At 66.0% G+C, this 14139-nt stretch carries 13 protein-coding genes and 1 tRNA gene; 9 read left to right on the forward strand and 5 right to left on the reverse strand.

Going from position 1 to position 14139, the window contains the following annotated elements:
- A partial coding sequence (locus tag ABNF93_RS12455) for a helix-turn-helix domain-containing protein (protein ID WP_349328127.1) occupies nt 1-199 on the reverse strand: 199 nt, incomplete at its 3' end.
- Between the two features lie 873 nt (nt 200-1072).
- Here ABNF93_RS12455 and ABNF93_RS12460 point away from each other — a divergent pair.
- The 5 genes from ABNF93_RS12460 (at nt 1073) to ABNF93_RS12480 (ending at nt 5391) form a co-directional block, all read left to right on the forward strand.
- Nucleotides 1073-1897 (forward strand): phosphotransferase family protein, encoded by an 825-nt coding sequence (locus tag ABNF93_RS12460; protein ID WP_349328128.1) that lies wholly within the window; start codon nt 1073-1075, stop codon nt 1895-1897.
- Nucleotides 1898-1899: 2 nt separating this feature from the next.
- Nucleotides 1900-2760 carry an aminoglycoside phosphotransferase family protein gene (locus ABNF93_RS12465; RefSeq protein WP_349328129.1) on the forward strand — a complete coding sequence of 287 codons (861 nt, stop codon included), beginning with the start codon at nt 1900-1902 and terminating at the stop codon, nt 2758-2760.
- 281 nt (nt 2761-3041) lie between these two features.
- Complete coding sequence (locus tag ABNF93_RS12470; protein WP_349328130.1) at nt 3042-3743, forward strand: tyrosine-protein phosphatase; 702 nt, start codon at nt 3042-3044, stop codon at nt 3741-3743.
- 305 nt (nt 3744-4048) lie between these two features.
- Nucleotides 4049-4606, forward strand: a complete 558-nt coding sequence (locus ABNF93_RS12475) for a hypothetical protein (RefSeq protein WP_349328131.1) — start codon at nt 4049-4051, stop codon at nt 4604-4606.
- Nucleotides 4607-4692: 86 nt separating this feature from the next.
- Nucleotides 4693-5391, forward strand: a complete 699-nt coding sequence (locus tag ABNF93_RS12480; RefSeq protein WP_349328132.1) for a hypothetical protein — start codon at nt 4693-4695, stop codon at nt 5389-5391.
- Here the strand turns inward: ABNF93_RS12480 and ABNF93_RS12485 are convergent.
- On the reverse strand, nt 5322-7172 hold the full coding sequence (locus tag ABNF93_RS12485) for a tyrosine-type recombinase/integrase (RefSeq protein ID WP_349328133.1): 1851 nt from the start codon (nt 7170-7172) through the stop codon (nt 5322-5324). The two genes, ABNF93_RS12480 and ABNF93_RS12485, sit on opposite strands and share 70 nt — an antisense overlap.
- 99 nt (nt 7173-7271) lie before the next feature.
- Nucleotides 7272-7347: transfer RNA gene (locus tag ABNF93_RS12490), tRNA-Thr, on the reverse strand.
- A gap of 195 nt (nt 7348-7542) precedes the next feature.
- On the opposite strand from ABNF93_RS12490, the gene ABNF93_RS12495 reads away from it, so the two are divergent.
- Nucleotides 7543-7800 carry a hypothetical protein gene (locus tag ABNF93_RS12495; RefSeq protein ID WP_349328134.1) on the forward strand — a complete coding sequence of 86 codons (258 nt, stop codon included), beginning with the start codon at nt 7543-7545 and terminating at the stop codon, nt 7798-7800.
- Entirely contained in the window at nt 7788-8813 is a 1026-nt protein-coding gene (locus tag ABNF93_RS12500; RefSeq protein WP_349328135.1) for an SPFH domain-containing protein, read from the forward strand. Before ABNF93_RS12495 ends, ABNF93_RS12500 begins: the two co-directional genes overlap by 13 nt.
- A gap of 149 nt (nt 8814-8962) precedes the next feature.
- On the opposite strand, the gene ABNF93_RS12505 is transcribed toward ABNF93_RS12500, so the two are convergent.
- Nucleotides 8963-10045, reverse strand: coding sequence for a LacI family DNA-binding transcriptional regulator (locus ABNF93_RS12505; RefSeq protein ID WP_349328136.1), 1083 nt, complete (start codon nt 10043-10045; stop codon nt 8963-8965).
- Between the two features lie 432 nt (nt 10046-10477).
- On the opposite strand from ABNF93_RS12505, the gene ABNF93_RS12510 reads away from it, so the two are divergent.
- Together ABNF93_RS12510 and ABNF93_RS12515 are read left to right on the forward strand one after the other, a co-directional pair.
- Nucleotides 10478-11566: an ABC transporter ATP-binding protein gene (locus tag ABNF93_RS12510; protein WP_349328137.1), complete on the forward strand. Its 1089-nt coding sequence runs from the start codon at nt 10478-10480 to the stop codon at nt 11564-11566.
- Between the two features lie 260 nt (nt 11567-11826).
- On the forward strand, nt 11827-13068 hold the full coding sequence (locus ABNF93_RS12515; protein WP_349328138.1) for a DUF4032 domain-containing protein: 1242 nt from the start codon (nt 11827-11829) through the stop codon (nt 13066-13068).
- A gap of 250 nt (nt 13069-13318) precedes the next feature.
- Here ABNF93_RS12515 and ABNF93_RS12520 read toward each other — a convergent pair whose 3' ends face one another.
- Nucleotides 13319-14056: a VldE C-terminal domain-containing protein gene (locus tag ABNF93_RS12520; protein WP_349328139.1), complete on the reverse strand. Its 738-nt coding sequence runs from the start codon at nt 14054-14056 to the stop codon at nt 13319-13321.
- Nucleotides 14057-14139 lie beyond the last annotated feature (83 nt).

The following is a 14139-nucleotide window of genomic DNA, read 5'->3' on the forward strand; positions in this document are numbered from 1 at the left end:
CCCGCCGCGAGATCACCGTCTGCCTGCTCACCCCAACCAGCTCAGCGATCTCGGTATTCGACACCCCGTCCGCAGCCAGCAGCACAATCCGAGCCCGCCGAGCCAACCCCGCCGGCACCGAATGCGATCGCACCCACGAACCAAGAACGTCCCGATCACCGTCATGCAACACCAACGCCGCAGCAGGAGGATGAGCCATACCAGCATCCTCCCAGGAACAACCGTCCAATCATTAACGCCACGCCGTACTAGGAACCGATCGCCGATCCGTCCAACGGTTTCAACCGTGCAACCGCCCGATTCGGTCGCGTCGGGTCGTGGGAAAGGCGTGCGACAACGGAACCGTGCCGCCTCCTCAAGGGGTGACCACACGTAGCACATCATGTTGGACGAAGAAGAACAAGACTTTTCTTTCCTTCTCGTAGTGACCAGACTGGCCCTCCGAGGACAGCGAGATCTGACAAGCGATCGGGGCAGTCGCCGAAATAGGTCCTTAATTTCATGCTGGCAAATGTCTGATTGACGCCACCGAAAGTTGGCTGGATGAACTATTCCTGCCGTACAAGTCACTGACCTATGCAAGTAGTTCGGGCGCATACCCTCGGAACCGCGCCAACTGCGAAGACTTCCGACTGGTTACCCCGTATCGATCAAGCCGAGTTCGTTGGGCTGCCATGGGAGTTCACCGATCCACTGGGCAGGCGTACTTCCTCGATACACCGTTCCGCAAATACCACAGGGTCAAGCGAGCGGATGGGTAATCGCATCGCTCGATGCTGTACGCCGGTCCTGTTGCACCTCGATGAACCCACACCATCATGTTTCGACAAGGGGAGTTTCCATGTCCGCTACCTGTTTACCGCCGTCCGTGCTGACGTCGGTGACCGCTCAGTTCAAAGCCCCCAGCCGAACCGTCAGAGTCCAAGCACTGCGCAACAATCCGCGTGAGCGTGGGCCATGGCACATCACTGTTACTTCGGCAACCGGCACCCACGAAGTCGTGCTGAAGACCGGACCGACAGCCGAGCAGGCAGGCCGACGAACCACGCGCTACGTCTCGGTAAGGACCTCGATGTCCACCGAGGCGACCGCCCTCACATTGGCTGAGGATCATCGGCTGCCTGCTCCACGCCTGATCGCTGCCGACTTGGCCGGCGGCTGCGGCCGCCTCGCGCTCATGACCACCGCGGTGACGGATGGGACTCAGGCGACCGACGAGATTGGGCTGCGAGCGCTCGGAGCGCTACTGCCAACGGTCCACGCTGTCTCGGTTCCGCCCCATCCAGACTTGCCGCCACGAACCCGAGCACGTGAAGGCGACGATTACGTCGCTGTTCGTGCACAACAGCGGGATGACATCGATCACCATGAATCCGGCACGGACCGAGAGCGGCGAGAACTGTGTCACCGTCTGATATCTGATCACCCGAACTGGTCGCAGGAGCGACTCGACCGCTATCTCACTGTGCCAGCCACAACGCCTCTCATCCAGCAAGCCGAGCGGATACTTGGCCAGCTCCCCCACAGCTCCGAGCAAGCCGGGTTGGTCCACGATGATGTCGCTCTGGGCAACGTCATCTGGGCCGAAAGCAAGCCGGTCCTGATCGACTGGGAAGGCGCCGGCAGTGGGCCGGCCGGCCTCGACCTAGGCAACGCGCGGTTCGAGATTGCCCAGCAGCATGGCCAGCAAGGGGCAGACCTTCTGCGGCAAGGCTGGCAGCAGAGCAGCAGCGAGCCGCTGCCCGCCGATCTGGACTACTGGGACCTCTCAGCGGCTCTGAACACACCTGCCAACCTGGCTCACTGGGGGCCGGACGCCAGTCACCGGCGAGACGCATTCCTCAGGCACGTACTCACTAGGTTGCGACGAGCGCACAGACACGGCGAGGTGAGGTAGGGATGAGTCGTGATGCGGTCCGCGCCCTCAACGAGCGGGCTGGCTGCAACCTCGAACTCCTCGGACTGGTCGAGCAGGGCCAGTCCGGTGCCGCCTACGTGCGGTGGCCAGACGGTCGCGACGCGGTTGTGACCACGGCGCTCACCACGTTGGAGCACATGCAGCAGACTGCCGAGGTTCTCGCCGCCCTGAAGACGAAGGGACTGCCTGTTCCCGAGCACGAGTTTCTGCTACCACTCGACGACGGGACGATCGCCGTCGTGCAGGAGCGACTCCCAGGCTCCACAGTTGCCGCTCCGGACACGCCTCATGTCCACGCACTCATCACTCTGAACGAGCGCTTCGCTGGGCTACTAGCAAGCCGACCCGACGTTCCAACCCCACGCCTGAGCCTCGGCAGACCCACAGACGCGATCCCTGCCGAGCTGATCGAACGACACAGTGCCCGCGCCCGACGCCTCCTGCGCCACATCCGTGACACCGCCGACGGCGGCCAAGCCATCGAGGGCGGCGACCTGGTACATGTCGACCTCACCGTCCCCAACGCCCTGTTCGATACCGACGGAGCCATCTCGGGACTGGTCGACTGGAACTACGGCGTCGCCCGCGGCGACCGCCACTACGGCCTGGTCAAACTGCTCCACAACCTCAGCCACGCCGCCATGACTGCCGACGGCGACCAACACCCCACCCGGCAGGCAGTCGACCACGCCGCACAGATGGCCACCGCCGTCCTCGACCCGACGACACTCAGGCGCTACTGGGCGCACCAGAGCCTCAACATGCTGTACGCGAGCATCCGCTGGGGAACAGAAGACGCCGTTCAGACCTACCTCGAACTCGGCGAAAGCAGGCTCAGCTGAGGGATCCTGTGCCATGTCACCACGCGGGATTGGCTAAGCCCGGATCCACCACGGGCGGGGATGTGGTGGATCCGGGCTAAGTGGTCGTCAGCCTGCGATTCTAAACGCCTTGATCAAACCGAACCTGTTTCTTCCATTCCATTTTTCGCAGGTTTGCGTGGAAACTTCAAGACTTATGTTTCGGCGCTGAATGACGCAGACTCGTGTCCCCATAGCAACTCTCATCGACTCGGCCGACCGGCGGTCGAAAGGAAGAGGTACAGGTACCTGTGACAGGACCCATGCGTCTGCAGTGGCCAAACTGTCTCAACGTCCGCGATCTCGGTGGCCTACCCACGACCGACGGTCGCCAGACCGCGACAGGGGCGCTGATCCGCTCCGACAATCTCACACGACTGACAAATGCCGGGGTCGAGGCGGTGCGGGAGACCTCCGTGAGCCGCATCATCGACGTTCGGACGCCCCCGGAATGCGAAGGCGATCCGTCTCCCTTCGCCAACGACCAGCTCTACCGCAACATGCCGATCGAGCGGGAGGGCGATCCCTACGACCCGACCCAGACCATCGACCAGCAATATGTGGCGATGCTCAACCTCAACCCCGACCTCATCGCCGACGCAGTCGGCGCGATCGCAGACGCGCCAACCGGCGGAGTCGTCGTCCACTGCCATGCCGGCAAGGACCGCGCCGGGACCGTGGTCGCTTTGGCCCTGAGCCTCGCGGGGGTACCGCCCGAAGCGGTCGCCGCTGACTACGCCGCCTTGGACGACCGGATGCGCGTGCACTTCGACGAACAGCTCGCCCTCATCAACGACCCAGCCGAACGGAGCCAACTGGCCGAGTCGTTCACCGCGAGACCGGAAACGATGATCGCAGCACTCAAGCACCTCGAAGACAAGTACGGCGGCACCGAGCAGTACCTCCGTCAGGGAGGCCTACACGACAACCAGCTCAACGCGCTGAGAGCGCGGCTCGTCGCCTAGCGATGACCTGGACGGTGGGCACGAATGTGCCTTCGCGCGCTCGACCGTTCGAGGTGCGCCCTTGTTGTGTCTGTGGTGATCCAACCTTCGTGGAGGCAGGCCGCATGGAATTGTCGAACGTCCTGTGGATTGGTGGGCCGGCTGGAGCCGGCAAGACGACTGCTGCCCGGCATCTGGCGCGACGTCACGGCCTACGCCGGTACAGCTCCGACACCCAAACATGGGTGCACCGCGATCGCGCACTCGCCGCTGGCGTCGAGCTGCCAGCCCGCGGACCGGGCGCCAAGTACTACGACCGCAAGCCGATGATCATCGACGATCTGCGCTCGCTTCCGGCAGCTCCGCTGATCGTGGCAGAGGGAGGACCGATCACGCCGGCGATGGTGAAGCCGGAAAGTCAGGCCGTCTGGCTGATCCCGTCGAGGGATGTCCAAGTCGCCAGACTGCAGGTGCGGCACCGGGGGGACGTGCCCTGGTCGTACCTGCAGAGCTTGGAACCAATAGTGGAACAGCTCGCGGAAACCAGCATCACGACAATCTTCGTTGATCCGCTGACCGTCGAGGAGACGATCGCCGAAGTCGAGCGTGTCTTCGCTCATCGCATCAGCGAAGGCCCTACAGCCGTCACATCCGAGGAGAACCGGAGGCTGCTCCGAGACGCAAACCAGGCCCTCGTGAACCAATACGCCAGCCGCTCGCCACGCCCTCTTACCCCCATCGAACCTGACAAGGTGGTCCGCACCTTCGACTGCGAATGCGCCAGGAGAACCTGCGCCGCCCTGGTCGACCTAACGATCGGCGACGCGGCAGCGGCAGTGATGAGCGCACCCCCAACGATCCTGGCCACCGGACACTCCGCGTAGGCAGCACTGATCTGCTCCACAGTCCGCTCGCCGATTCCATCCATCGAGCAGAGTTCTCGCCGACCTGATCACGGGAGAAGATCGCCGTGCCCTACACCGAGACCATCGAGGCGGCCACGGACGCGCTACGGCGCGCGTGGGGAACCCCCGTCAACCTCAGGCTTGTCGACGTCGTTGTCGACCATCCCCGAGCCGCAGCCGCTTTACTGCGCGCGAGACTGGACGACCCACCGCCCGGGCGCCCCTGCACAGTGATCGTCAAGAAGTCGAACACACCAGAGGGTGTGGAGATGGAATGGGCCGGGCTGGCGTTCCTCGCCGAGCTAGCAGCCACTCAGACACTCGTTCCACAGCTGCTCGCCGGCGATGCCGCCAAACGGTTGATCGTGATGACGGATCTCGCCGATCACCACACCCAGCTGATCGGCGACCTACTCTTCAGCGACGACTGTGACCGGGCCGAGGAAGTACTCAATGCCGCGCAGGCAGCTCTCGGCCGACTCAACGCCGCCGGCATCGCCCAGCAGCACAGATACGACCAGGTCCGCGCCAAGCGGAGCGGAGCTCAGGCTTCTCGGCATGCCGTGAACAAGCTCGATGAGAGGCTCGCTGTGCTGCCCCAGGTACTCACGAAGCACCTACGTGCGGCCGTTCCACGGCATAGACGAGCAGATGGCATCCCTGTCGACGCTCGACCTACCTACCGGATCGAATCTCAAGTCGCAGCAGTAACGAAGGTACTGATGACCTCGGAGTCGCGCGATCTGCGGACCACCATCTCGTAGTCGCCGACATCGGCGACGTGGCCACCGCTTCGCCGCACGGCGTCCAGGAGGAGTTGTCGGAGCGCGGAAGCGTCTGTCGGATCGACCTCGGTCGACACCATGCTGATCGGCTTGCCCAAACGGCGGATCTCCAGGTCAAGCATTCCAGGCGCCAGTACACCGGCGTTCTCGACACCTGGACTGTCTAAGCCTTCAGCGGGTCCCGATGCGCCGTATGCGACTGGCGGCAAGAGGAGCTTCCGTACCAGTGTCCGGCGTCCGCTAGCGACGTCGACCAAGCCCCATTCGTTCAACATTGATACTGCCTTGTGCGCCGTGGCGGTTGAAACACCGAACCTGGCGGCCAACTGAATAAGCGTGGGCACCGGCCAGCCCGGACGTAGGGCTCCGGAGAGAATCTCGGCGCGCAAGGCTACGGCGATCTGCTCGTGCGGCCTCGTCGGATTTATCTCGACGATCCTGACCGCAGTCGCGCTCGGCCGGGTTGGCATGCGTACGGCGAGGTTGGCGGCGGCGCGCTGGTCGGCCTCCTCCCGCCAGGCCGAATACACCCGCAGCGTCGTCGTACCGCCGCCACTATGGCCGAGCCGTCCGCCGACTGTTCGGACGTCCACACCGGCGGCGATGAGCTCCGTGGCGTTGTAGTGGCGCAGCGCACGAAGATGGGTGTCGATACCCAGCCGGCTCGCCATCTTGCTGTACCGCTGGGTGAGCGAACCGGGCTGCAGGTGCGTGCTCTGGTCAGGCGAGAGCGAGAAGACGAAGGCATCCGGAGCGAGCTCGATACCGAGAAGCGAGGCCCGCTCCTCGACACGTGCACGATGACTCTGCAGCACGGCGACAGTCCCGGCGTCGACGCTGACCCGGCGCTGCTGATGAGTCTTGGTGTCCTTCAGGTACCAGCGACCCTTGTCGTCCTTGGCCACGCTGGCACGCAGTACCAGGACCTCATTGTCGAGATCAACAGCGTCCCATCGCAGCGCGCACAGCTCCCCGCGCCGAGCGCCCGTCGTCATCGCCAGCCAGACCAGCGCACCCCAGTCCGGGTCACGCCACGCCTCGTTCACCAGCCAGGCTGCCTCATCAGCTGATGGCGGCCGGGGTTCCGGCCGCGGCGGAGGCGGCGGCTCTGCCTGGCTGATTGGATTGACGGCCACCCAACGCCAGCGCAGCGCCCGCTTGTACGCGCCGCTCAACAAGTAGTGGATCTGGCGGAGGGTCGAATCGGCCAGGGGACGGCACATATGCGATCGACAGCGACGACTGCACGCGCGGCAGCTGGGATCGGGAGGTGAGCACGCCGATCCCTCGTGCTCGTCGCACTGGTGTGGACCGCGAGTGCGGTGGTCCACGCTGGGCTTTCCGTCGCAGTGCTCCTGACACCGGCGGAGCTCGGCATACAGAGAGTCGAGCACATCCCCGTCGAGCTCGCCAGCCTTCACCGTGCCGATGAACGGTTCGACGTGCCGCCGCACGTAGGTCTGATAGCCCTTCAATGTGCTTGGGCCAACGTCCAACATCGACAGGTGCCGCTCCAGCAACTGGGAAACAGTGGCACTCGTCCGAGGGTTCCGCCGTTCGTCGACCTGGTTGAGCAGACGTGTCCGAGCCTTCTCAGCGAGCGTCGCGGCACGTGGCCCCGGCGGAATCACCTCGCTGATGTAGTGGCGCCGCTTGGTGATGGGGTCCTTACCGGTGTAGACCCGCACGCGCAGAGCACCGCTGCGTAGGCGGTCGATGCCGCCTCGAGCTCGCTTCCTGGCTCCGGAGGGTCTCGGCACAAACGCCAGCATACGACGTCTCGCGTCACAGATGATGTCACGCCACGTCACTCGCGACCGGGTGAGTCCCACCGGAGGTACATATACGCAGGTCAGCGATGGAGCCAGCGAGGGGACTTGAACCCCTAACCGCCCGATTACAAGTCGGGTGCGCTACCAGTTGCGCCACGCTGGCGAGATCGGCCCAAGCCTAGCCGCGTGCCTCCGAGTGCCGACCCTCCGGATGACCAGTACGCGAGCTCAGCGTCGGATGTGCGCCACCGCCCGCGTTCGGGCCGGCCACGTTCGGACCCATCAAGCAGCCGTCAGCGGCGAACGCAAACTGGAGCTACGGTGTCAACAGGAGCTTCAGCCTAGAGCGGGTGAGCCCATGCAGGTGTGGGTCGTCTGGTCGATAGCCACCGCGGCACTCGGAACCGTGGCCGCGCTCGTCGCCACGCTCGGTTTGGGCCCAGGAATCCGTTCTACCGCGCCCGCGATCACGTGTCTCGCGCTCGGCGGCGTGGAGCGGACAGCCAGTTCGTACGACCCGAAACTCATCCGCCCTGACGGGACGACGGTCGAGGTGCTCGCCATCGACGGGGCGACCGCGTTCGTACATCCCTGGGAGGAACCATGGCCGAACTGATTGCCGGGCTGGTGCTGGCCATCGTCGCAGTCATGATCTTGGTGCGGTCGGTACGCATCGTGCCGCAGGCGCGGGCCGGCAATGTCGAGCGCCTCGGACGGTACCTTCGCACTCTCGAGCCCGGCCTGAACTTCGTGATCCCGTTCGTCGACCGCGTACGCCCCCTGATCGACCTGCGCGAGCAGGTGGTGTCGTTTCAGCCGCAGCCGGTGATCACCGAGGACAACCTGGTCGTGCACATCGACACGGTGCTCTACTTCCAGGTCACCGACCCGCGAGCAGCGGCCTACGAGATCGCCAACTACATCCAGGCCATCGAGCAGCTCACGGTCACGACGCTGCGGAATGTCATCGGCGCCATCGACCTGGAGAAGACCCTCACGTCGCGCGAACACATCAACACCACCCTGCGTGGCGTCCTCGACGAGGCCTCCGGCAAGTGGGGCATCCGGGTCAACCGCGTCGAGCTCAAGGCGATCGACCCTCCGCCGTCGATCAAGGACTCGATGGAACGGCAGATGCGCGCCGACCGCGAGAAGCGTGCCGCGATCCTCACCGCCGAGGGCGTACGCCAGGCGCGGATCCTGACCGCGGAGGGCGAGAAGCAGGGCACCATCTTGACCGCGGAGGGCGACCAGCAGGCTGCGATCCTGCGAGCGGATGGCCAGGCGAAGGCGATTGACCGGGTGTTCCAGGCGGTCCACCGCAACGACCCTGACCCGAAGCTGCTCGCCTACCAGTACCTCCAGGTGCTGCCGCAGCTCGCACAGGGCGAGGGCAACACATTCTGGGTCATTCCGAGCGAGGTCACGACCGCGCTCCAGAGCGTCACACAGGCGTTCAGCGAGGGCATGGGGAAAGGCGTCAGCGCGAACATGGGCGACGCCGGCGACAAGGGAGAGGCCGGCGACAGGGGAGAGGCCGGAGACAAGGGAAAGGCCGCCGGCCGGGCGGATGAGGAGCCGGGGACAGGCGGACAAGCGGACGGTCGCCAACTTCCACCGCCACTGTGAACTTCCGCGCCACTGCGAACTTCCACCGCCACTGTGAACTTCCGCGCCACTGTGAACATCCGCCGCCACTGTGAACATCCGCCGCCACTGCGACCTCCGCGGCGCCTGTCACCATCCCGAGCGCCGGCTGAACCCGGCCGGTCAGCCCGTCAGCGAGGGCGCGCGGGGCCGGTGGAGCCGCGTACGACGAGTTCGGGACGGAAGAGGTACTCCGCCCTGGGTGCGCCGTGCCCGTTGATCTCGTCGATCAGCGCCCGCACCGCCGCGAGCCCCATCGCGTGTACGGGCTGCCGCACGCTGGTCAACGGCGGGTCGGTGAACGCGATGAGCGGAGAGTCGTCGTACCCCACGACCGAAATGTCGCCAGGCACATCGAGCCCGCGCTGCCGCGCCGCCCTGATCGCGCCGAGCGCCATCAGGTCCGAGCCGCAGACGACGCCGGTGACGCCCTCGTCGAACAGCCGAACCGCCGCGGCATGGCCACCCTCCACCGAGAACAACGACTGCTCGACGACGCCGGTCACCCCGGTCGACTGCAGTCCGGGCTCGTCGAGGCAGGCCCGGAACGCGGCCAGCTTGCGCCGGGCGGGTACGTAACGGTCCGGTCCGCTGGCGAAGCCGATCCGCCGGTGGCCGAGGCTCGCGAGGTGGTGGATGGCGAGTTCGGTGGCCACCGTGTCGTCGGTGGAGACGAACGGCGCCTCGACCGAGGAGACGTACCCGTTCACGAACACCACCGGCAGTCCGCGGCCCGTCAGCTTCTGGTAGCGCGAGGTGTCGGTGGAAACGTCGGCGTGTAGTCCGGACACGAAGATGATGCCCGAGACGCCCCGGTCGAGGAGCATTTCGACGTACTCGTCCTCGCCCACGCCGCCCGGTGTCTGCGTACACAACACTGGGGTGTAGCCGTGCTGGCCGCACGTCGTCTCGATCACCTGGGCGAACGCCGGGAAGATCGGGTTGTCGAGTTCGGGTACGACGAGACCGACCAGGCCGGCGCTGCGTTGGCGCAGCCGGGTGGGCCGCTCGTAACCGAGGACGTCGAGCGCCGTGAGCACCGCCTGGACCGTCGGCGCGCTGACGCCGGGGCGACCGTTGAGGACGCGAGACACCGTCGCCTCGCTCACCCCCGCCTGCGCGGCGATGTCGACAAGCCGGGCGCGCTTGCCCGTGCCGGTACCTGAGCCAGGCTCCCGTGCGCTGCCGGCGATGGGGCCGGGACCGGAATGCATCTGCCAGAGCCTCCCGTCAGAACTTGCAGAAAGTCTTCGCAAGAATTCTGCCTCAGTCCTGGGGGACTGGACCTCGTTCCCACGGACGGTCGCATGGTCCGACCACCTCGGCCGGACGTGTCCGTGTGCAAGAAATCGGCGGTTCCTCCTGGTTCCCGGCGACCTGGTTCCCGCTTCCTCCCCGGTTCCCGGTTCCTCCCGGTCTGATCCGCGGACCTCGGCACCTGATCATGGTCGGCCCCTGCGAGGTTCGTCCGACTCTGCTCCGACCCGTCCCCGACCAGTTCCGGGCTGGTTGCGTACCTGATGGATGACAGCACGATGAAAGGCGTGTCACCATGAGCTGCCCGTGGCGCCCCCTCCTCGGGGGTCGTCAGCCGCCCTTTGCTCGGATCGTCCGGCACGTTCCTGCCGGTGAAGGGAAAGAAACCCATGGCCACAGTGACCTACGACCAGGCGAGCAGGACCTACCCAGGCTCTGACAAGCCCGCGGTCGACAAGCTCGACCTGCAGATCGAGGACGGCGAGTTCATGGTTCTCGTCGGACCCTCCGGATGTGGCAAGTCCACGTCCCTGCGGATGCTCGCCGGTCTGGAAGAGATCAACGACGGCGCCGTACGCATCGGCGACCGCGACGTCACGCACCTTCCGCCGAAGGACCGCGACATCGCGATGGTCTTCCAGAACTACGCGCTCTACCCCCACATGAGCGTTGCCGAGAACATGGGCTTCGCGCTGAAGATGCAGGGCGTCCCGAAGGACCAGCGCCTCAAGAAGGTGCGCGAGGCGGCACAGCTGCTGGGCCTGGAGGAGTTCCTCGACCGCAAGCCGAAGGCCCTCTCCGGTGGTCAGCGGCAGCGGGTCGCGATGGGCCGCGCGATCGTCCGGGAGCCGAAGGTCTTCCTCATGGACGAGCCGCTGTCCAACCTCGACGCCAAGCTGCGTGTCTCGACCCGTACCCAGATCGCCGCCCTCCAGCGCCGGCTCGGCATCACCACGGTCTACGTCACCCACGACCAGACCGAGGCGATGACGATGGGCGACCGGGTGGCGGTCCTCAAGGACGGTCTGCTCCAGCAGAACGACACCCCGCTCAACCTCTACGACAAGCCCAACAACCTGTTCGTCGCCGGCTTCATCGGCTCCCCCGCGATGAACCTGCTCGAGGGCAAGGTGACCAACACCGGGATCGACGTGGGCGCCTACACCGTTCCGCTCGAGGCGTCCTCGCGCAGCAAGCTGGGCGGCGAGACGGCGGTCACGGTCGGGATTCGCCCGGAGGCGTTCCGGATCGTGGGCGACGAGGAGAACGGCCTCACCGTCGAGGTGGCGGTCGTCGAGGAGCTCGGCGCTGACGCGTTCCTCTACGGTCTGCTCAACGGCGATGGCGAGGAGCAGAAGGAGATCATCGCCCGGATCGACGCCCGCCGCCCGCCTGAGAAGGGCGTCAAGGTCAAGCTGGCCGCGGACCCGGAGCGGATCCACCTCTTCTCCACGGCCACGGGAGAGCGCGTCAGCTGACGACTCACCCGCGCCGTCAGGAGATGGCACGTCGTCGGGGCACACCGGTTTTCCTCCGGTGGGCCCCGACGCTTTTGAGGCCGTACGTACCCACGGCCCGGTAGCCCGCTAGCCCGCACCCCCGTGATCATGATCGTGATCATGAAACTTCTGTCTGCGCATACGCCGCAAACCTTCACGACATGGAACGTGGCGGCATCACCCGGAACTGGGCGGACGCCACGAGTCGCACTTCGGCGACAAGCCGGTTTACTGGTGTCATGCCTCGGTTCGTCTCAGTCCCCGCCGATCCCGGCCTTCTCGCCCTGCCGTGGCACATACCCCTCGCCGAATGGCCTGACCAGCACCTGGTCGCACTCCCTCGAGGCATCTCCCGCCACGTCGTCCGATTTGTCCGGCTCGGCGGTCACGTCTACGCGGTGAAGGAGGCTGAGGAACGGTACGTCGTGGGTGAGAACCGGCTACTCCGCGATCTCGAACGTCTCGACGTGCCCGCGGTGGAGCCGGTCGGTGTGGTGCTCGACCGGTTGACCGCGGACGGCGAACCGCTCCAGCCGATCCTGCTGACGCGGCACCTGTCGTTCTCCCTTCCGTACCGCGCGGTCTTCTCCCGGACGTTGCGCCCGGACACGGTCGTACGCCTGGTCGACGCGCTCGCGGCCCTGCTGGTCCGGCTGCACCTGGCCGGCTTCTATTGGGGCGACTGCTCGCTGTCCAACACACTGTTCCGACGCGACGCCGGGGCATTCGCGGCCTATCTCGTCGACGCCGAGACCGGGGAGTTGCACGACGAGCTGTCGCCTGGCCAGCGTTCGTACGACCTCGAGCTCGCCCACACCAACATCTTCGGCGAGCTGCTCGACCTGCAGGCGGGCGGATTCCTGTCCGAGGACATCGAGCTGCTCGAGCTCGCCGACACCGTCGTACGCCGCTACGAGCGCCTGTGGGAGGAGCTCACCGCGCCCGAGGAGTTCGACACCGGGGAGCTCTACCGGCTGGAGCACCGGATCCAGCGACTCAACGCGCTCGGCTTCGACGTCGCCGAACTCGACATCCACACCGACTTCGACGGGCGGCACATCCGGATCCAACCCAAAGTGGTCGACGCGGGCCACCACAGCCGGCGGCTGCTCCGGCTGACCGGCCTGGACGTCGAGGAGAACCAGGCGCGGCGGTTGCTCAACGACCTCGACGCGTTCCGGGCGGCGACCGACCAACAGAACGAGGACGAGGAGATCGTCGCGCACCAGTGGCTGACCGAGGTGTTCGAACCTGTCGTACGCGAGGTACCGGCCGACCTGCGCGGCCGGCTCGAACCGGCGGAGGTGTTCCACGAGGTCCTCGAACACCGCTGGTATCTCTCGGAGCGGGCCGGCAATGAGATCCCTCTGGTCAAGGCAGCCCGCGCCTACGTCAACGACGTCCTGCGCAATCGGCCGGACGAGCGGGAGGCCTTGCCGTCGGCCGCTGATCTGACCAGCCTGGCTGAACTCGAACCCTGATCGTGCACCGTCCAGCAGTACCCGGCGAGACCTGCGGCACGTCCGGCCGTGAGCTCCGGCCACGTCCGACAGCGTCCGACAGTGACCTCCGGCAACGTCCGGAGCGACCTGCGAGCGTCCGGAATGACCTGCGAGCGTCCGGCGCGACCTGCGGCAACGTCCGACAGTGACCACGATCATGAAGGAAAGCGGCAGATACGCCGACAAAACCTTTCATGATCACGATCATGATCACGAGAAGGTGGTGCTTCTAGCGGAGGGTCCACCAGGTTGTCTCGCGGCGGGCACCAGCCCAGCTGAAGCTGAGGTGGATATGGTCCGTGTGCGGGTTGGAGCCGGTGTACCACAGCCAGCCGGCGTCCGGCCGGTACGCCCGCCACATCTTCCGGTTCCAGATGACGTACATGATCCCGAGCCGGCGGGCGAACGCGTGCCGGTTGCCGTGAACGTCCGGCCGCAGCAGCCAGTAGAGGAAGTCGTTGGCGTTCTTCCGGCTCGACGCGTTGAACGCGTTGAACGCGACGTCGAGCGCACGGCCCTCCTTGTGTTCGTTGATGCTGGAGCTCGAGCACGGCCGGGCGATGCTCCAGGCCCGGTTGCCGTACGTCTCGATCACGATGTTCTTCAGCGCGGCCGGACCGAGTTTGTTGGTCGGACTGCAGGTCGTACCACCCTGATAGCGGGCGTACGCATCGATCGTGGCCGGGAACGACGGCGTGGGCGGCATGCGCCGTTGCCAGGTGGCCGCGGCCGCGCGGGTCGGCTCCGCTGCCCGGCCGATCTCCACCGCCTGAGCCACCTCCACCGCCTGAGTCACCTCCACCGCCTGAGCCGCCTCCACCGCGTGGCTCGCCCCTGTTGCGGGGGTCCCCTTGGTCGCCGACCGTTCGAGAAGGAACCCCGGGACCCGACTGTCCGCGAACACGGCGTCCCATGGCCAAAGCACCACTCCGGCGGCGGCTACCGACAAGAGACTGCGCCTGGCCACCCGGGAGCTCTTCGTACCGCCCGATCTCGCATTGTCCATATCCCACAGCTCACCGGAGGATTCGGCGCGGCGGCAGCCGGCTG

Origin of the sequence: Actinopolymorpha sp. B9G3, from assembly GCF_040120725.1 — a bacterium.
Classification (GTDB): Bacteria; Actinomycetota; Actinomycetes; order Propionibacteriales; family Actinopolymorphaceae; genus Thermasporomyces.